This is a genomic window from Streptococcus sp. 27098_8_70, assembly GCF_041432215.1.
Classification (GTDB): domain Bacteria; phylum Bacillota; class Bacilli; order Lactobacillales; family Streptococcaceae; genus Streptococcus; species Streptococcus oralis_CP.
Map to the genome: position 1 here is coordinate 25,943 of NZ_JAPVZD010000003.1, position 18,658 is coordinate 44,600.

Annotated in this window: 15 protein-coding genes; 1 reads left to right on the plus strand and 14 read right to left on the minus strand. The window is 42.2% G+C overall.

What is annotated here, in order from left to right:
- The first annotated feature begins 131 nt into the window (after window positions 1–131).
- Complete coding sequence (locus O3655_RS06745; RefSeq protein ID WP_308697151.1) at window positions 132–983, plus strand: MurR/RpiR family transcriptional regulator; 852 nt, start codon at window positions 132–134, stop codon at window positions 981–983.
- A 134-nt stretch (window positions 984–1,117) separates the two neighbouring features.
- On the opposite strand, the gene O3655_RS06750 is transcribed toward O3655_RS06745, so the two are convergent.
- The 14 genes from O3655_RS06750 to acpS form a co-directional block, all read right to left on the minus strand.
- On the minus strand, window positions 1,118–1,882 hold the full coding sequence (locus O3655_RS06750; RefSeq protein WP_371641258.1) for a class I SAM-dependent methyltransferase: 765 nt from the start codon (window positions 1,880–1,882) through the stop codon (window positions 1,118–1,120).
- A 434-nt stretch (window positions 1,883–2,316) separates the two neighbouring features.
- Window positions 2,317–3,213, minus strand: a complete 897-nt coding sequence (locus tag O3655_RS06755; RefSeq protein WP_371641259.1) for an ROK family protein — start codon at window positions 3,211–3,213, stop codon at window positions 2,317–2,319.
- Window positions 3,214–3,230: 17 nt separating this feature from the next.
- Window positions 3,231–4,148, minus strand: a complete 918-nt coding sequence (locus O3655_RS06760) for a dihydrodipicolinate synthase family protein (RefSeq protein WP_308687668.1) — start codon at window positions 4,146–4,148, stop codon at window positions 3,231–3,233.
- A 170-nt stretch (window positions 4,149–4,318) separates the two neighbouring features.
- On the minus strand, window positions 4,319–4,963 hold the full coding sequence (locus O3655_RS06765) for a DUF624 domain-containing protein (RefSeq protein WP_308697148.1): 645 nt from the start codon (window positions 4,961–4,963) through the stop codon (window positions 4,319–4,321).
- Between the two features lie 19 nt (window positions 4,964–4,982).
- Window positions 4,983–5,435, minus strand: coding sequence for a YhcH/YjgK/YiaL family protein (locus O3655_RS06770; protein ID WP_000575449.1), 453 nt, complete (start codon window positions 5,433–5,435; stop codon window positions 4,983–4,985).
- Window positions 5,436–5,661: 226 nt separating this feature from the next.
- Entirely contained in the window at window positions 5,662–6,501 is an 840-nt protein-coding gene (locus O3655_RS06775; protein WP_001183243.1) for a carbohydrate ABC transporter permease, read from the minus strand.
- Between the two features lie 15 nt (window positions 6,502–6,516).
- Window positions 6,517–7,383 (minus strand): carbohydrate ABC transporter permease, encoded by an 867-nt coding sequence (locus O3655_RS06780; RefSeq protein WP_161801140.1) that lies wholly within the window; start codon window positions 7,381–7,383, stop codon window positions 6,517–6,519.
- Between the two features lie 218 nt (window positions 7,384–7,601).
- A complete protein-coding gene (locus tag O3655_RS06785) occupies window positions 7,602–8,930 on the minus strand; it encodes an ABC transporter substrate-binding protein (protein ID WP_308697147.1) in 1,329 nt (442 codons plus the stop codon).
- Window positions 8,931–9,043: 113 nt separating this feature from the next.
- A complete protein-coding gene (locus O3655_RS06790) occupies window positions 9,044–9,742 on the minus strand; it encodes an N-acetylmannosamine-6-phosphate 2-epimerase (protein ID WP_001135658.1) in 699 nt (232 codons plus the stop codon).
- A gap of 233 nt (window positions 9,743–9,975) precedes the next feature.
- Entirely contained in the window at window positions 9,976–13,368 is a 3,393-nt protein-coding gene (locus O3655_RS06795; protein WP_308697146.1) for an SIALI-17 repeat-containing surface protein, read from the minus strand.
- A gap of 338 nt (window positions 13,369–13,706) precedes the next feature.
- Window positions 13,707–14,687 (minus strand): acetylxylan esterase, encoded by a 981-nt coding sequence (locus O3655_RS06800; RefSeq protein WP_308697145.1) that lies wholly within the window; start codon window positions 14,685–14,687, stop codon window positions 13,707–13,709.
- 469 nt (window positions 14,688–15,156) lie between these two features.
- Entirely contained in the window at window positions 15,157–17,172 is a 2,016-nt protein-coding gene (gene recG, locus O3655_RS06805; RefSeq protein WP_049478701.1) for an ATP-dependent DNA helicase RecG, read from the minus strand.
- Between the two features lie 17 nt (window positions 17,173–17,189).
- Window positions 17,190–18,293 carry an alanine racemase gene (alr, locus tag O3655_RS06810; RefSeq protein WP_049478700.1) on the minus strand — a complete coding sequence of 368 codons (1,104 nt, stop codon included), beginning with the start codon at window positions 18,291–18,293 and terminating at the stop codon, window positions 17,190–17,192.
- Complete coding sequence (gene acpS / locus O3655_RS06815) at window positions 18,283–18,645, minus strand: holo-ACP synthase (RefSeq protein ID WP_049478703.1); 363 nt, start codon at window positions 18,643–18,645, stop codon at window positions 18,283–18,285. Before acpS ends, alr begins: the two co-directional genes overlap by 11 nt.
- Window positions 18,646–18,658 lie beyond the last annotated feature (13 nt).

Genomic DNA, 18,658 nt, shown 5'->3' on the forward strand with positions numbered 1-18,658 from the left:
AAGTCGAAGCATTTTTTGACTTTTAACTGAAAATGCCTTTTTATTTGGTTATCCTATTTTCTATGATATAATGATAGTAATAGTTAGGAAAGCGTTAACCTTTAAGACTTTGACTCATAAAAAGGAGCCTCATGAACAAGCCAGATATCGCAACCATAATCGACCTCCATTTTGAAGAATTAACCGAGCTCGAGCAAGAAATCGCTCGCTATTTTTTGCAAGCTGAAACGATCCAAGATGATCTCTCTTCTCAGCAAGTTACCCAGAAATTACATATCTCCCAAGCAGCCTTAACCCGCTTTGCCAAAAAGTGTGGTTTTACAGGCTACCGAGAATTCGTCTTTCAATACCAGCACCAAGCTAGTAAACCGGACACTCATTCGCACAAACACAGTCCTTTGACCAAACGTGTTTTGCGAAGCTACAGTATCATGCGAGAACAAACACAGGATTTGATTGACGAAGAACAACTGGAACGCGTCGCCCAATTAATCGATGACGCAGAACGAGTTTACTTTTTTGGGACGGGAAGTTCTGGTCTGATTGCCCGTGAAATGAAACTCCGTTTTATACGATTAGGTGTGGTCTGTGAAGCTTTGACCGATCGGGATGGCTTTGCATGGACGACCAGTATCATGGATGAAAACTGTCTGGTACTTGGTTTTTCCTTATCAGGCACTACCCAATCCGTCCTCGATAGTTTGTTGGATGCCAAGGAAATGGGTGCCAAAACCATTCTCTTTACCAGTGCTCCAAATAAAAATAGTCAGGCCTATACCGAAACAGTCCTTGTCGCAAGCCATAGTCAATCTTCTTACATCCAGCGTATTTCCGCTCAACTCCCTATGCTCATTTTAATAGATTTGATTTATGCCTACTTTTTGGAAATCAATCGCGAGAGCAAGGAAAAAATCTTTAACAGCTATTGGGAAAATAAAAAACTCAATGGCTATCGTAGACAAAAACGCGTTAGAAAATCCTAGTTTGGTTGAACCAAACTAGGATTGTTTTGTTTTGAAATGATAGTAGGCACCCAACATCCCTGCGTTATTTTGGGTATGGAAAATTCTAATCGTAAAATAAAACGAGCTATTCTTCAGAAGTACGTTCTATAATATCATAGTTTAATGCAGAGTGTAGCGATGTAGTCATTTCCATAATGTGATAATCTATTTCTTTTATCACATGATTCATAAAAATCTATCATAGCGAGACCATTTTTAAGTTGTCCTCTAATCTGACTTTCTAAGGTATGGCTAAATTCATATCCATATTCTGGATTGATGGTGATTTTGCCTTCCGCTTCAAGCTCTTTTGAATTAAAAGGTAGTGCAAACTTCAAAAGCAATTCCTCATCAGGTTTGTCCCATACAATGTCCGCATCATACATGTAGATCCAAGGATTCATAAATCCGACCATTAAGAGTCCCCCCTTTTTCAATACTCGAGCGGCTTCTTTATACATGTTTTCTAAATCTTCTATATAGACATTTGAAACCGGGTTAAAAATAATATCAAAAGTTTCATCTTCAAAGGGAAATGGTTTGGTCATATCGCCTTGAATCGTCTTGATTTTTAAGCCTTCTCTTTTAGCGACCATCTCGTCTCTTTCTAATTGTGATTTAGAAAAATCCATGATGGTGACATCATAACCTTTTACAGCAAAAACTGGACCCTGCTGGCCACCACCACAAGCTAACCCTAATATCTTTTTCCCCTTGGCTTTTTCAAACCATTCTGTGGGGACTTTTTCCCCAACAGTTAAGGCAACAGAAATTGGATGCTTTCTAGCTTCTTCTAATTCTTCATGTGTCAATGGCTCAGTATAGTCATTTTTTACATTATTCCATCTATCTTCATTTAATTTTATATAATTATTCATCTTACAATCTCCTCGTAATTTTATATGATTTCGATTTCAGGTGAATAGGTTACCATTACATTTTTCTCACCTCTACAAATTCTAATTTGTCAATTTTTCGTCCACCTCATTATATCATTTTTCCATTTACTCAAGCTAAATATCAATTAAATGGATGATAGAATTGCTCTCGCCTTGTAGTTCTTCATCTCGTCTTAACCTTTCATACAAGGTGGTTATTTTCTCCTAGTTTCTCACGATTACCTCCTTTAGCTTAAATTTTTCAATAAAAAAAGAATTAAGCAAAACAGTTTTCACTCAAGTAGTGATTCAGTGTTTTTCTTAATTCTATAATTCCAAACTAGGATTGTTTTGTTTTGATACTCTTCGAAAATCAAATTCAAACCACGTCAGCTTCACCTTGCCGTACTCAAGTACTGCCTACGGCTAGCTTCCTACTTTGCTCTTTGATTTTCATTGAGTATAAAATGATAATAGGCTCCCAACATCCCTGCTGTATTTTGGTGATGGGCAAATTCTAATCGTGTTTTTTCAGCTAGACTTGGTACCAAGGCCGCCTTCAAGGCTGTGCGGATCTTCGGTTTGAGGATAGCCTCTTGCCCCATGATCCCGCCACCGAGAATGACCACTTCTGGATTGGCAACGTAGCAAATATTTGCCAGACCTTTTCCTAAATAGTCTACCATGCGGTCAATCCCAGCCATACAAATCTTGTTTCCTTCAGTAGCTTCCTTGAAAATACGTCGGCCATTCCACTGATCAACTGAATCTCCATGAGCTGTTGCTACATACTCAACCAAGGCTGTCGTAGAAGCAAGATCCTGAAAAGCTCCATCCTGCATGTGCATGTAACCGACTTCGCAGGCTGAATTACTAAATCCATGGAAGACTTTCCCATCCATAATCAAGCAACCACCGATACCGGTTCCAATGGTCAAGCAAAGTGTGACACTCGCTCCCTTGCCTGAACCAGATACTGCCTCAGCCAGACCTGCACAGTTGACATCATTTTCAATCTCACAAGGGATATTAAAGCTCGTCTCAATTTCCTTCTTGAACTGGGTTCCTGCATAGTTGGGAATCTGAGGACCAGCATAGAAAATCTCACCCTTATCAGGATCCACCATCCCTGCAGAAGAAATGGCAACACCTGCTACTGGGCCTTTTTCTAAATAGCTGGCTACGATATCTTTTGTCTTTTGTAAGATATGGGGTCCACCCTTATGCGCCTCAGTTGGCATTTCATGCGATTCAACAAGTTGACCTTCTTGGTCAATCAAACCATATTTGATATTGGTTCCACCGATATCAATTGCAACGTAGTGTGTCATAAATACCTCCTTATGGATTAGAGGAAGCGCTCCTTGGTTTCACGAATCAAGGCTGCAGCTGCTTCTACAACTGGTCGATCTTCTTCAGTCACTGGCGTCAATGGTGAACGAACTGATCCAATGTTCAAGCCTTCATTGATTTTCAAGACTTCTTTGATCACACCGTACATATTTCCATGTGCAGAAGTGAGTTTGCCAATGATTGCATTGATAGCGTATTGCAATTCACGCGCTGTTTCCAAGTCTTTCTCAGCAATCAACTCATTGAGTTTCAAGAAGAGTTCTGGCATAGCACCATAAGTACCACCGATACCAGCTTTGGCTCCCATGAGGCGACCACCTAGGAATTGTTCATCTGGGCCATTGAATACGATGTGGTCTTCTCCACCAAGGCTGACAAAGGTTTGGATATCTTGAACTGGCATAGAAGAGTTCTTAACACCGATAACACGAGGATTCTTCAACATTTCAGTGTAAAGGCTTGGAGTCAAAGCAACACCTGCTAATTGAGGAATGTTGTAGATAACATAGTCTGTGTTTGGAGCTGCAGAACTGATATCGTTCCAGTATTTAGCAACTGAGTATTCTGGCAAACGGAAGTAAATCGGTGGAATCGTTGCAATGGCATCTACACCCAAACTTTCTGCGTGGCGAGCAAGTTCCATACTATCTTTGGTATTGTTGCAGGCAACATGGGCGATGATAGTCAATTTTCCTTTGGCAACTGCCATGACTTCTTCCAAAATCAATTTGCGATCTGCCACACTTTGGTAGATACATTCACCAGAAGAACCATTGACATAAAGACCTTGAACTCCTTTATCAATGAAGTATTGAACCAAAGCACGTGTGCGCTCTGGGCTTACTTCTCCTTGATCATCGTAACATGCGTAGAAGGCTGGAATGACACCTTCGTATTTTTTCAAATCTGACATAGATTTTCTCCTAAGATTTCTTTTTTCTGCTGAGAGCAGTTCTATTTTTTACAAGTTTAGTATACACCTTGTGAAAATCGCTTTCAATATCTTGTATACACTTAGATTTTAGTTTCTACTTGTATTTTAGAAACTATAACGATTGAAAGTAGTTTCAGAAAGATCTCATCCTACTGGTATTTTGCGAAAATTTTCTCCATCAATCCTACTTGGAGAAAGACCAGCAAACCAAAACCAAAGAGTATAAAGGCTGACCCACCCAGAAGGAGAGTGAAGGCGGATAGATAAAGAACCATCACAATGAGAAAGAGAATGGCTAACATGAGGAAGAACCATGGAAAGTTAAAACTTGCCAAGATAAGCCCTTTTTGCAGCACTTCTTTCCAAGACAAATCATAGCGCGCAGCGATGGGATAACTAGCCAGCATCACGAGAGTGAGGAAGATGAGAATCCCCAAACAAATAGCCTTGACAATCTGGAAAGGCAAAGCTGTCTGTCCCCAGAAAAGATAGAGGTCTAGAAGGCTTAATGACACAATGCCCAACTCTAGCAAACCTAACTGAAGCCCCAGTTTCAGATTTTGCTTGAAAGCTCTTAGATAGGTTCTGAAAACTGGAACTCGTCTGCTTCTCTTAATCTCAAACATGGTCTCGTAGAGGCTAATTTTAGCCACTCCAATCGTCACGATGGGCAAACAAGAGACGACAAAAAGAAGATTGGCTGTCACGATATCCAAGACCTTCTCACTAAAACGCATGAGAAAGTTATCTGTATCAAATGCTGCCTTGATAAGGCTTACTCCTTTTTGTGCCATGTTTGCTCCTCCTGATTTTTTAATCAATCAAAATTTTAAAGAGATATTTGCGAACCTTCTCTTCCATACCTGCATAGCCATTTGGCTGGTGAGGTTCTCCTGGGAAGAAAATCGCAAAATTGTGATAACCCAACAAGAGTGGGTATTTTTCATGACAATGCACAAAGCCAATGTCACTCGCTTCGTCAAATGCTACTGCTTCATCTTTAATACGTGAACCATAGCTCGAATATTCATGTCCTTCTACCAGCAAATGCAAATCTGCATAGTTTTTATGATGCTCAAATTGATCATTTTCAGCTTGATTGAGGACATTTTCCTGAACAACTAGAAAGACTTTATCTCCGTCAATCTCGTACTTTCCTAATTCGAACGAATCTTTACGATGTTGGTAGAGATAGTCGATAGCCTTATCTAAATTAGGATGAATCCCTTTGTAAAAGGTGATGTTTTTCAAATCGTCAAAAATCATACTCTTTCCTTCGTTTCTGATAGTCAACTAAAATCATTCTTAAGTTTATAAGTGTCTGACAAAATCTCTAAGGTAAGCAAATACCCAACATTTTGTAGACACTTATAACTCTGTATTCTCTTATACTCAATGAAAATTGAAGAACAAACTAGGAAGCTAACCGCAGGCAATACTTAAGTATGGCAAGGTGACGCTGACGTAGTTTGAATTCAATTTTCGCAGAGTATTAACCTTTGACAGCTCCCATAGTAATACCCTGAGTGAATGATTTTTGGAAGACAAGGAAGACTGTTACGATTGGCACGGCTGCAAGAGCTGCACCTGCCATGATCAAACCATAGTTGGTTGCCATTTCGGCCTGCATGGTCGCAACCCCGAGTGAGATGGTCAAGTTTTGACGTGAAGTCAACATAACCAACTGCATAAAGTAGTCGTTCCAAGTATTGATGAAGGTAAAGATTGCAAGGGCTGCAAATCCTGGTTTCACAATAGGGAAGGCTACACTCCAAAAGGTACGAATCTCACCACAACCGTCGATTTTAGCTGATTCAAGCAATTCTGTAGGGATATTTTCACTGAATTGTTTCATAAGGAAGACCCCGAATGGCCATCCAATCAAAGGCAAGATAACTGCCCAAAGAGTATCGTGAATTCCCATGAAGTTAACGATACGTACCAATGGTACAAGGACAACTTGTTTTGGAAGTGCCATGGCAGCGATAAAGACTGCAAAGAGGATACGTTGACCATAGAAACGTTTTTTAGCCAAGACATAACCTGCTAGAGAAGAGGTTGCACAGACTAAGAACATGGTTACCAGTGAGATAAATACAGAGTTCCACATCCACTGCATAGCAGGGTTTTGCACCATGAGTTGTTGGAAGTTCTCCATGGTTGGCATTTTAGGGAACCACTGTGGTGGAATCATAATGGTATCAGGTTGAGATTTGAAGGCCCCTGTCAAGATCCAGTAGAATGGAAAGATGAACAGTACGGTCAACAAGAGCAAGATAATCGTTGAGATAACAGTGAAAGCTGTTAAGGGTTTCTTTTGTGTAGGTTGCATAACTGTCTCCTTTCTTTAGTATTCTACGTCGTTTCCGAGGATCTTGAATTGAGCAAAGCTGACAATGGCAATCATCACTGCCAAGAAGACACCGATGGTATTGGCATAGCCGTATTCTGTCAATTGGAAGGCTTTTTCGTAAAGGTAGTACATCAAGGTACTTGTTGAGTAGTTTGGACCACCAGAAGTCAAGAGCTGAATCAAGGCGAAACATTGGAATGAGTTGATTGTTGTGATGATCGCGATGTAAAGAGTTGTTGGAAGAAGGCTAGGCCATTTGATCTTCCAGAAGACTTGAAATTCAGTCGCACCGTCAACACGCGCTGCTTCAACAAGTGAGTTGTCAATATTCCCCATGGCAGCGATATAAAGGATAATCGGTTGACCAACAGATGTTGTCAAAAGGATGATCATAATCGCTAGCAAAGCCCAGTTTTTGTCACCCAGCCAAGAAATGTTCTGGCTGATGATGTGGCTTGACTTAAGGACAAAGTTTAGAATCCCTGATAGTGGGTCATAGATCCATTTCCATACAACCGTTACGGCAACACTACCTGTAACTACAGGAAGGAAGAAGACGAAACGATAGAAAGAACGGGCAATGGCATTTTGATGATAGGTTTGAGATGCTACAAAGAGCGAGAAGAGAACTACAATCGGAACAGATCCAATAACCAGGATAACGGTATTGATCAAAGACTTCACAAAGACAGGGTCTTTAAACATGCGAATGTAGTTGTCCAAGCCCACAAACTCAAATTTAGTCATGGAGTAGTTAAAGAAACTTGTAATGAATCCCATAATCATAGGAGCCAAGACAAAGATGACAAAGAAGAATAACACTGGTGCTAGGAAAGCGTAGGAAATCACTGTTTCCCGCATACGAATTTTATTGACTTTCACAGTCGGCACCTCTCTTTCAAATAGAATAGTTTTTGATTTTCTTGAACTGTTTTAAAACCAAAATGAAATTTTTAAGATTCGCTTATGTAAGAACTTCATTTTAATTTCGTGACAGTTCCTACCATTTCAAACAAAAGTCCCCCTTTTCTTACACCGTAGTGCACAGGGAAAAGGGGGGAATCAATCTGACTTAGTGCTTATTGTTTTGTAGCTTTTTTGATGGTTTCGTTAGCTTTTTCAGTGAAGGCTTTCAAAGCATCCGCTGGTTTTTCGTCACCATTTGATACAGATTGCAACATTGGGAACCAAAGTGTTCTCATTTCAGCAAATCCATCGATAGTGTTGTAGTATGGTGAGTAGTATTTAGTCCAGCCACTGATTGTTTCCATACGTTTGTCTTCATAAAGTTTGCCAAATGAAGTACGAACTGGGAAGGCACCTGTACGAACAACGTCTTTAGGACCCCATTCCTTGTCATCTGCGATAAATTGAACGAATTTCTTAGCTGCTGCTATTTTCTTGTCGTCTTTGTTGTTAAATACTGCAAATCCGTTTACAAGGTATTCAAGAGATGGTTTACCAGAGTCTGATGGGAATGGTACTTCTACCACGTCTACCTTACTTGCTTCCAAGAGTTTCGCTTGGATACCGTTTTGAGCTGGTGCCCAAAGGATTGTGTATGAAGTTTGACCGTTGGCAAAGTTTTGGATGTCTGCTCCACCGTCAAATTGTGAACCATTGTTCAACAAACCGTCTTTGATCCAGCTAGCCGCTTTTTCAAGACCTTTGACGAATTTAGGATCGTCAGTTGTATATTTCGTTACTTTTTCATCTGTTACAGAGCCGCCATAAAGGTTTGCAATGAAGGCACGTGTTCCTTGGTCTCCCCCTTGACCAGAACTGAACAATGAACCTGGAGTGTAGCCTTTATCTTTAAGCGCTTTCAAAACTTTTTCAAAGTCATCAGTTGTCCAACCTTCTTTTACAAGGTTTGCAACTCCAGCATCTTCCAACATCTTCTTGTTCATTGCCATGTAGAATGGTGCTGAACTGATTGGATACATGTAAGCTTTGTCTCCAGCCTTACTTGCTTGTACGATGTTTTCGTTGTTCACATCTTTGACGAATTCGTCTGTGAAGAGGTCGTTCAACTCAGCCAATTTGCCATTTTTACCGTATTGGATGATACGTCCTGGTGCGTCAAAGAGTACGTCTGGCGCTGTTCCTGCTTCGATAGCTGTTGTAATCTTTTCTGGACCTGACTTAAAGTCGATGGTTTCCAATTTCACTTTTACATCTGGATTTGCTTTTTCAAAAGCTTCGATGATTGATTTTTCATAAGTTCCAACACCGTCACCAGTTTTTTCTTGTGTGAAGACTGGGAATGCCCACCAAGTGATTTCTGTTTTTCCACTATCGCTACTAGAGCTTCCAGCATCTTTACTTCCACCAGAGTTACCACAAGCCGCAAGGCCAAGAATCGCAGCACCCGCAAGTACTGTACAAGCTAGTTTTCTAAATTTCATTTGTATTCTCCTAATTGATAAGCGTATCCATATTGGATAATGAGTTCTTTAAATTTGTATACGTTTTCATTTTATCCGACGCATCGACCACTCTCCTCTTTTTTGAGATTGTGTTATTTAAGACCGGCAACAAAGCGTTCCGTAATCTCTTTTGGTCTAGTAATCGCTCCACCAACAACGATACCTCGCACCCCATACTCAAGGATTTGTTTGGCTTGTTCTGGTGTATGAATTTTCCCTTCAGCGATGACATCCACACCTGCTTCACACAGTTTTTTGATCAGTTCAAAGTCTGGACCATCCACTTTCGGACTATAAGAGGTGTAACCTGATAGGGTTGTTCCAACAAAATCAATTCCTGCTTCAACTGCTGCTATACCCTCTTCAAACGTGCTAGTATCAGCCATTAAGAGTTGATGCGGATATTTTTCTTTGACTTGTCGGATAAAGTCCTGAATTTCCAAACCATCGTAACGTTCACGTTTGGTACAATCCAGAGCAATGACCTCGATGTCTAGTTCAGCCAGTTCATCAACTTCTCTCATCGTAGCTGTAATGAAAGGCTCCTGTGGCGGATAGTCACGTTTGATAATCCCGATAATCGGGAGTTTCGTAACCTCCTTAATCTCCTTGATATCGCGAACACTGTTTGCTCGGATACCGACTGCTCCACCTTGCTCAGCCGCTTTGACTAGCAAGGGAATGACTCCTCCCGCTTCTGTATAAAGCGGTTCGTGAGGAAGTGCCTGGCAAGAGACAATGATTCCATCTTTGATTTGTTCAATCAAGGCTTCTTTGCTGATCTGTGGCATCCTCTTTCCTCCCTTTCTTGTTCTTATGGGCTTATTATATATCATTTGTTAAGCGCTTTCAATAGCTTGTAGTAGAATAGATTTCAGTTTCAAAACTATTTTATAGAACAGACTATCCTGAAAGTAGTTTCAGACCTCTTATGATTTCAAATCAACCTGAATGTCATAAAAAAAGATAGCAGGCTTGAAAACCTGCTATCTCTTCTGAGACCTACTCAAATAGCTCTTGCTTATTATTCTTTTCTCTTTTTTCCAAATGCAAAGAGTGATAAGAGGACGCCCGCAAGGCCAAGGGAAATTAGTGAGTTTGTTTCCTTGCTTCCCGTATTCGGAAGTTCATCTTGTTTAGCTGCTGGCGCTTGATAGGTAACATCTTTTCCTAGAGATAGTTTATCATTTGCAGCCGTTAAGACTGGTTTGGTCTCTCCTTTGTACTCTGGCACTTCAAGGACTGCTGCCTCAGCACCATTGACGCCACCTATGTACTCTGGTAGATCATTTGAAGCTGCCAAGACAAAGTTAGCACCTCCTCTATATTCCGGAAGCTCGTTTGAGGCTGCTAGAACCGCATTGACACCACCTTTAAACTCTGGAAGCTCATGGACTGCTGCCTCAACAGCATTGACTCCACCTGTAAATTCAGGCTTTTCAACCGTTGGAGCTGGTTCTTCTCCTACTGTTGCCAATGTTCCAGTGTACTCTGGTATCTCTGCCACTGGGGCTTCCTCAGCATTAACACCTCCTGTGAATTCAGGTTTTTCAACCGTTGGTGTTGCTTCTTCACCCACTGTTGCCATTGGACCTGTAAACTCCGGAACTTCATGAACCGCTGCTTCCTCAGCATTAACGCCACCTGTGAACTCTGGAACCTCATGGATAGCAGCTTCACTGCCATTAATACCATCGCTTAGTTTAGAGCCAGCTAAAGAAACTGGTAAATTGTGCATGCTTTCAATTGCACCCTCAGCTAGACCTGTAATTCTTTGACCCATATCCTCTGGATCTATTGTGAATAGGAGAGTTTTTGTATCGTACTGGGTCATAAAGGTTGCTGTCTTGCCATTTGCCAATTGAAGGGTCGGAGCCTTGTTGACCAATACTTCCGAATCGAACTCCATGGCAATAATACCTGGCCATTTTTGGATGGCATATTTTACTTTTGCTTCTTTAGGAGATATTCTGTCTTTGCTTAAGAAATCCCAGTTGAATTTCTTATAGGATAAAGTATAATCGTTTTGATTGCCATCCGCATGCTCATAAAGCAAACCATATTCGCCATTTCCAAGTTCTTGGAGTGAGTTGTAAGCAAACTTACCACTTTGTATAGGATTGTGTTTCAGCCATGTCAACTCACCATTCTCCTCAACACGAGCCAGGTGAACCAAACCATTGTTGCGTCCAGGACCACCAGCATTGCTAAGTAGAATGTATTCCTTTCCTTCATGCATGGTGTGAATAGCGGACATTTGAACATAAACGTCTTTTACTTGAGGATAACGTTTGATTTCCTTATCCCACGTTGCTCCTCCATCATGACTGGTCGCAACCTGAAGATCGCCAGTCAACCCACGCATAAAGAGCTTGAGATCTCCATTATTCAACTGAACAACAGTTGACTCCGTATTTTGGGCGCCTGGATTATTCATGGTTGAAGAATGAATGGTTTGGTTGCCTACTGGACGGTTATCATTAACTGCTTCCCCTGCTTGCCATGTTTCACCATGATCATCTGAGTAAATTACACGAGATGATTGAGAACCACTTAGATAGGAAACGTTGTTTGTTGTATAAACTGGAATCACCAGTCTTCCCTTATGAGGTCCTGTACGCAAGGCAATCCCCGTACCAGGTCCAGTTCCTAGGAAGTGCATCCAATCTTTCCGAATCCCATGTGTAATATCTTTTGGTGCAGACCAAGTCTTCCCATCGTCATCACTGTAGGACATCCATAGGTAGTTGGTATTGGAAACTCTAAAAATATTCTTTTCGCTATATTCAAAATAAATATTTCCGATTAGCTCATTCCCTTTATACAAATCTCCCTTATCGCTGTAGGCTGGTTTTTTAGGGTCAACGACGACGCGATAATCTGTCTTTCTATTTTGAGGGTCGAAAACCTCTCCGTTTTCTCGAATCGTATAGCGACCTGATTCTCCTTGCTTATATAAAACTTGATAAACTTTATCTCCCACCTGTTCATAAGCTTTCGGAGCTTGCCCTGGCAATGAAAATACTGCCTTACTTTCAAGGAACATGTCGTAAATTGCAAAAATTCTCTTTGTTTCAGGGTCTTGCACCAAGGCCATATCAATATTGACTGGAGATGGCCAATCTGCATGTTTAGCATGCTCATTGTCACGAGGATTTGAGATTACGATTCGGTCTCCCCATGTTTTTCCATTATCTGAGCTGCGACGAACAACCATGCCAATATCTCCCCAGTCAGAATGGTGCAAACGTCTTTCATCCGTTCCAGCAATCAGCGTTCCTTTATCAGTCTTGAGAAGAGCTGGGATACGATAACTCTTGATACCATCTTTATTTGGTTGATTGTTCCTACCACCTTCAAAGACGTCTTCTTTCTCAGTGACTTTTGCTCCCTCAGGAAGTTTCTGTTCCAATTCACCTCTTTCAAATAATTGACTTCGTGTTTGAACTTCATCTGGGCTTAAAGCACGATCATAAACAGTTAGGTTTCGTACTTGTAGGTTTGATGCCCAAACTGTTTTATTGCCCCGTTTGGTTGCTCCAAGTTGAGCTTGATTAACATCTGGCATATCTTTGATGAAGTTACCAGATTTGAGACTTGTACGGGATAAGACACCGTTCACATAGAGACGAACTCGACCATGAGGTAACTCTGCTGTTGGTTGTTCAACAGTAAAGGTCACGGAATTCCATTGTCCAGGGCGAACTTTCAAAGGAGCATCTGTATACTTATCGTAGAACTGCTCCCCGTTAGCGCCACGCCCTTCAATAAGAGCTGTATTATCAAGGACCGACATAGTAAAGTACTCATTTTCCTTGGTGTCACTGGATACAGAGAAGAGATTGTAAAAGCGTGGAGCTGATGCATCTGGTTTGAACTCCATGTGAACTGTAGCATTTTTTAGTTGCTTTAGTTTATTTAGTTCACTTGATAAATCGACTCTCTGACCATTTGCTGCATTGGTTTCAACATCTTCTTTTTCAAGGACAGGATTAGCATTTTTTAAATCTCTTGAGTAATAGTCACGAGGAATAGCACCCTGATCCTCTGATTCCTCTTCCTTATTTGCTTCTTCTGCAGGGGGTTCGGTAGAGGATGGGGTTTCTGACTCTGCACTCTCATTTTTTTTCAAATGATCTTGGTCCACCTCAACGCCGTTGTCTTGAGCTGCTGCCAATTTACCAGCCAAATCCTTATCCAAATGAGCAAGATCTCCCGAGGACGCTTCTTTTGGCAATTCTGATAAACCTTGACCAGGTTCGACAGTTTCTGTATTGGCCCCTGCTGCATTGGCTTGCTCTTGAGCTAAGACTGGATTTGCTCCAAATACCACTGTACCAATCACTACCGATGCTGCCCCAACTGCAAATTTTCGAATTCCGTATCGCTGTTTCCGATCTAAAGATTTGTAATTCATGTTTGTCCTTTCATTCTTCATAAAATAAAGCGCTTTCTTTTTTCTTTAAAAATTTTTATTGTCTCTTCAAGAGACAAGTTTTTACAAGAAAGTATCCAACTTAATGAGAGCTCCCAATCCTCTCCCATTTTCTGCTGAGCCCGATTTTTTAACCACCCGGCAGCCTTTTTCCTCCTTTCACAAGTGACTTTTCCTTTATTATACAATAAAGTCTTATATTTATATCTGTGTTCCCACAGAATAGATTTTACTTTTAAGAATATTTTAATATTTTAAATTTTCTGAAAGTACTTTCAGGTTTTGGACATAAAAAGAGAGCTCCTGAGCTCTCTCATTCATTATCTTACGTACTTAAAAGGAATCTCACTGCCACAGAGCCAGTTATAAACTTGGTCATTGACAAAAACATTCATGGCTTCGTGAGCATACTCTGGCATGGTGCGATAGGCCTTGTCGCAGGTCAGACGGTTGTAAATCGCAAACTGGGTAATGGGATAGCAAACATCGTCATCCAAGCCCGTAATCATCTTGACCTCACCTTGAATACGATGGGCAAGATTTTTCACATCGATATAGGCAAGGGTCGCCATGATTTCCTCCTCTGTTTCATGGAAGGGATCGTGGAACTTGAAATATCGGAAGAGTTCATCATAGGCTTCACTGGTATTGCCAATCTCAAGCACTCGTCTAAAGTCTGACAAGAAAGGATAGATGGCAACTGTTCGCTGAATCCGAGGATTGAGCGCTGCTGCAACTAGGGCTAAAGCCCCACCTTGTGAGGCACCATAGCTAGAAAGTCTTTTCTCATCCACCTGAGGCAGACTAGCAATAATTTCAACCAACTGGTAAATATCCAGATAAACATCCTTATAAAAGAGATGTTCACGACCTTCCACAGTACCACGGATGATATGCCCCTTCACCGTATTTCCTAGTGGAGAGCGCAAGCCGTCTTGAGAATAGCCCGACTGACCACGAACGTCCATGGAAACAACACCGTAACCAGCCACAGTATAGGCCAGCATGTCGGCCCAGTCCCAGCCACGTCCCATATAGCCATGAAAGTGGAAGATTAGCGGAACCTTCTCCTCAGTCTTTGGAAGGACGATTCGTGCATAGACCTTGCCTTCATTAGTTCCTTCAAAGGTCAGCTCATAACACTTGACTTGAGGAATGTGGAAATCTCTTTCCTCCAACTGGTAGGCTGGAAGAGATGAAACTTTTTTGACCTCTTCATCCCAGAAAGCATCAAAGTCTTCTGGAATCTCATCCCGTCCTTTATAAGTCTTAATTTCTTCTAGCAAAGCTGGATTTTTCATAGCATGCTCCTTTAGTTTTGTAATCGCTATCATAACTCTAGCATATCTAGGAAGGCAATGCAAGAAAGAATTCTAAATAGAAAGTGATTTTAGATTCTCTTTCCTCAAACCTATCGCCTGAAAGTAGTTTTAAAAATAAAAAGAGCGTTTCCGCTCTCTGTGTATCAATAGGTGCTAGCTCCTTTCTCTAGTTTGACGGTTTGGAATTTCTTTTGGTAGGTTACTTTAATCGTCATGTGAGAGTCCTCGTTTCTTTTTGATGATTCTAGTATAAGGCCCAAACCTAAAAGCTAGCTTAAGTTTTCCTTAGAGAAAGCTTATACTCAATGAAAATCAAAGAGCAAACTAGGAAACTAGCCGCAGGTTGCTCAAAGCACTGCTTTGAGGTTGTAGATAAGACTGACGAAGTCAGTTACATATATAATCCAAGGCGACGTTGACGTGGTTTAAATTTGATTTTCGAAGAGTATTAATCTAGATGTTCTTTCTTTTCCAGATGGAGAGCAATCATGCGCCATTCTGGATCCTCTTGCCAACCTTCTATCGAACTAATGTAGCTGGCAACCTTTCTGGCTTCTTCTAAAATCGGAAAATCTTCGATAATATCCGCCACTTGAAACTCTGGAAGTCCTGACTGTCTGGTTCCAAAAATCTCACCAGAACCACGCATTTTCAAATCTTCCTCCGCAAGGACAAATCCATTGGTCGTTTCTGTCATGATGCGCATGCGGTCCTTCCCAGACTCAGTCTTAGGATTAGCCACAAGAACAGCATAGGACTGCTTGTCACCCCGACCCACACGGCCTCTGAGCTGGTGAAGCTGACTGAGACCGAACCGGTCGGCATCCATGATAATCATGACGGTCGCATTGGGAACATTAACCCCAACCTCAATAACCGTTGTCGAAACCAGAATATCCGTTTTTCTCTCTTTGAACTCCTGCATGATCTGGTCTTTTTCGTCACTCTTCATCTTACCATGTAGGAGGGCTACTTCTGCCTTGCCAGCAAAATGAGCTGTCAACTCCTCAGATAAGGCAATAGCATTTTTCAGATCCAGAGCTTCAGATTCTTCGATCAGGGGAGAGATAACATAGGCTTGCGAACCTTTTTGAATTTCCCCCTCTAACCAAGTCAGTACCTGAGGTAGTTGCTCATGTTTGATCCAACGTGTCACAATGGGTTTCCGACCCGCTGGCATCTGGTCGATAATGGAAACATCCATATCGCCAAAGGCTGTGATAGCCAGCGTCCGTGGAATGGGCGTCGCTGTCATCATGAGAACGTCAGGATTGTCCCCTTTTTCTCTCAGAACACGCCTTTGCCCCACACCAAAACGGTGCTGCTCATCGATGATAATCAAGCCAAGGCGAGCATAATCCACTCCATCTTGTATCAAAGCATGAGTCCCGATAATAAAGTCAGCCTCACCCTTGGCAATAGTCTCCAAGACTTCTCTTTTTTCTGTAGCTTTCAAGGATCCTGTCAAGAGAGCCAGTTTCAAGTCTGGAAAAAGGTTCTGTAAACTCTCAAAGTGTTGCTCTGCTAGGATTTCTGTTGGCACCATAAGAGCTGCCTGATAGCCAACCGTCACCGCCGCAAACATGGCCAAGCCAGCAACTACCGTTTTCCCGCTTCCCACATCTCCTTGAAGGAGACGATTCATGTGATGGTCCGACTTCATGTCTGTCAAAATTTCCTGCAAACTCTTTTCTTGAGCTTGGGTCAGGGCAAAAGGCAGATTTTCTTTAACAGCCGACACTTTTTCCTGAGACCAATTCAGAACCAGACCGCTTCCCTGAACTCTATTTTCAGACTTGAGCGTCTGCAATTGCATTTGGAAATAAAAGAGTTCCTCAAACTTGATACGGCGAAGGGCCTGCTTGTATTCTGCCAAATCCTTGGGAAAATGCATAGCGCGAACAGCCTGGCAACGGGACATGAGTTTGTATTTATCAAGTAAAGACTGGGGAAGATTTTCTTCAATCAAGAGGTCTAACCCCTGATCAAAAGCCGTCTTGATGACCTTGACCAGACTGGCCTGACTGATTCCTTGAGCCAGACGATAGACAGGCTGGAGATCATCCTCTACTTGAGCCAGGACCTTCATCCCTGTCAGACTAGCCTTGGCGCGGTCCCATTTCCCAAAGACAGCCAGGGTTGCTCCCAGCTCTATCTTATCAGCTAGATAGGGCTGGTTAAAGAAATTCACCGCAAAAACGACTTCTCCCTGCTTGAGGCTAAAGCGCAGACGATTGCGCTTGAAACCATAATACTGGACACTAGCAGGAGTCACTACCTGACCAGACAGAACCGCCTTTTCGCCATCTTCCAGCTCCAGCACCTGCTTGGTTTTGAAATCTTCATAACGGAAAGGAAAGTAGAGCAAGAGGTCTTGCAAGTTTTCAATTCCTAGTTTGGCGTATTTCTCTGCTGACTTTGGTCCCACACCAGGCAAGACATGCAAGGGTTGATGTAGATTCATGCTCCACTCCTTTCTTTTTAATAATATTCTCTCGGAATGCGGTCGCTGAGGAGGCAAACCACCTCATAGTTAATAGTTCCACGATAGGTCGCTACCTGAGTAGCTGTGATTTCCTTGCCACCGTTTGTGCCGATCATGGTTACTTTTGTTCCTAGCGGATAAATCTTAGGCAGACGAATGGTGATTTGGTCCATAGATACTCGTCCGACGATTGGGCAAGCTTGGCCATCTACCAAGACAGTGAAATTTTGCATATCTCGTGTCCAACCATCCGCATAGCCGATTGGCACGGTCGCAATGACTTGCTCACTATCCGCCTGATAGGTTGCTCCATAGCCCATGCAAGCTCCAGCTGGAACTGTCTTGACATGAACAAGGGCAGACTCCAAACTCAAGGCTGGTGTCAAATCATAGGGTAAGTCCAAGACCTCTCCACTAGGATTGAGACCATACATGGCATCTCCCATACGGACTGCATTGAAAATAGTCTCAGCATGCCAGAGGGTCGTTGCTGAGTTGCTGGCATGAACCAGCTCTGGAACTTCCTTCATACTTGCCAAAATAGTTTTAAAGCATTCTAACTGGGCATTAAAATAGTCATCTGATTCTTCATCTGCAGTAGCAAAGTGGGTAAAAATCCCCTCAACACGAGCGCCGTGTTGTTGGAGCAAGGCTTGAGCCTGCTCTGCCTCACTGGAATCTCGAAAACCAATCCGTCCCATCCCTGAGTCAATCTTGAGGTGAACCGATAAGCCAGATAAATCAGCCCCAGTGGCAACCAACGCTCGAATCCACTCCAGTCCAGCCACCGTCAAAGTGATGTCGTATTCTTTAGCTAGGCCAATAGCTTCTAACTCAGATACACCTAGAATGAGGATTTTCTTGCTGAGGCCAGCCTGACGAAGTTCAATAGCTTCATCAATATTGGAAACACAAAATCCATCAACATCATTTTGAATAGCCTTGGCAACGGCAACAGCCCCATGACCATAGGCATTGGCCTTGATCACTGCCCACTTGAGCGTTCCTTCAGGGATATGAGCCCCCATTTGCTGAATATTTTGTCGAATAGCTCCCAGATGAATCAGAGCCTTGGTTGGTCTATGTGGACTAGCTTTCATGATTTTCCTCCAAAATGACACTGGCTGTCACAAACTGATCTGTATGGCTGATAGATAGCCAAATCTTTCCCGAAAATGGTGCCTGACTAAAATAAGGAGCCCCTCGTTCATTGTTCAAAACTTCCAAATCCTGAAAGGTCAGTTTGCCAATACCAGTTCCCATAGCCTTGGAAAAGGCTTCCTTAGCTGACCAGCGGCCTGCCAAGTATTCGATCTGTCTGCGCCCTTTGAGATTGGTAAAATGCTCCATTTCTTTAGGGGTCAGCACGCGCTTGGCAAAGCCCTCACGTCGTGTAACTGCTTTTTCTATCGAAGCCAATTCTTCGATGTCAATTCCGTGTCCAACTATCATACTCATAAAAGGA

Bases quoted from the DNA above. Each gene is read 5' to 3' on its own strand.
- O3655_RS06745 (WP_308697151.1), top strand. From the start codon at position 132: ATGAACAAGCCAGATATCGCAACCATAATCGACCTCCATTTTGAAGAA.
- O3655_RS06750 (WP_371641258.1), bottom strand. From the start codon at position 1,882: ATGAATAATTATATAAAATTAAATGAAGATAGATGGAATAATGTAAAA.
- O3655_RS06755 (WP_371641259.1), bottom strand. From the start codon at position 3,213: ATGACACACTACGTTGCAATTGATATCGGTGGAACCAATATCAAATAT.
- O3655_RS06760 (WP_308687668.1), bottom strand. From the start codon at position 4,148: ATGTCAGATTTGAAAAAATACGAAGGTGTCATTCCAGCCTTCTACGCA.
- O3655_RS06765 (WP_308697148.1), bottom strand. From the start codon at position 4,963: ATGGCACAAAAAGGAGTAAGCCTTATCAAGGCAGCATTTGATACAGAT.
- O3655_RS06770 (WP_000575449.1), bottom strand. From the start codon at position 5,435: ATGATTTTTGACGATTTGAAAAACATCACCTTTTACAAAGGGATTCAT.
- O3655_RS06775 (WP_001183243.1), bottom strand. From the start codon at position 6,501: ATGCAACCTACACAAAAGAAACCCTTAACAGCTTTCACTGTTATCTCA.
- O3655_RS06780 (WP_161801140.1), bottom strand. From the start codon at position 7,383: ATGCGGGAAACAGTGATTTCCTACGCTTTCCTAGCACCAGTGTTATTC.
- O3655_RS06785 (WP_308697147.1), bottom strand. From the start codon at position 8,930: ATGAAATTTAGAAAACTAGCTTGTACAGTACTTGCGGGTGCTGCGATT.
- O3655_RS06790 (WP_001135658.1), bottom strand. From the start codon at position 9,742: ATGCCACAGATCAGCAAAGAAGCCTTGATTGAACAAATCAAAGATGGA.
- O3655_RS06795 (WP_308697146.1), bottom strand. From the start codon at position 13,368: ATGAATTACAAATCTTTAGATCGGAAACAGCGATACGGAATTCGAAAA.
- O3655_RS06800 (WP_308697145.1), bottom strand. From the start codon at position 14,687: ATGAAAAATCCAGCTTTGCTAGAAGAAATTAAGACTTATAAAGGACGG.
- recG (WP_049478701.1), bottom strand. From the start codon at position 17,172: ATGAATCTACATCAACCCTTGCATGTCTTGCCTGGTGTGGGACCAAAG.
- alr (WP_049478700.1), bottom strand. From the start codon at position 18,293: ATGAAAGCTAGTCCACATAGACCAACCAAGGCTCTGATTCATCTGGGA.
- acpS (WP_049478703.1), bottom strand. From the start codon at position 18,645: ATGATAGTTGGACACGGAATTGACATCGAAGAATTGGCTTCGATAGAA.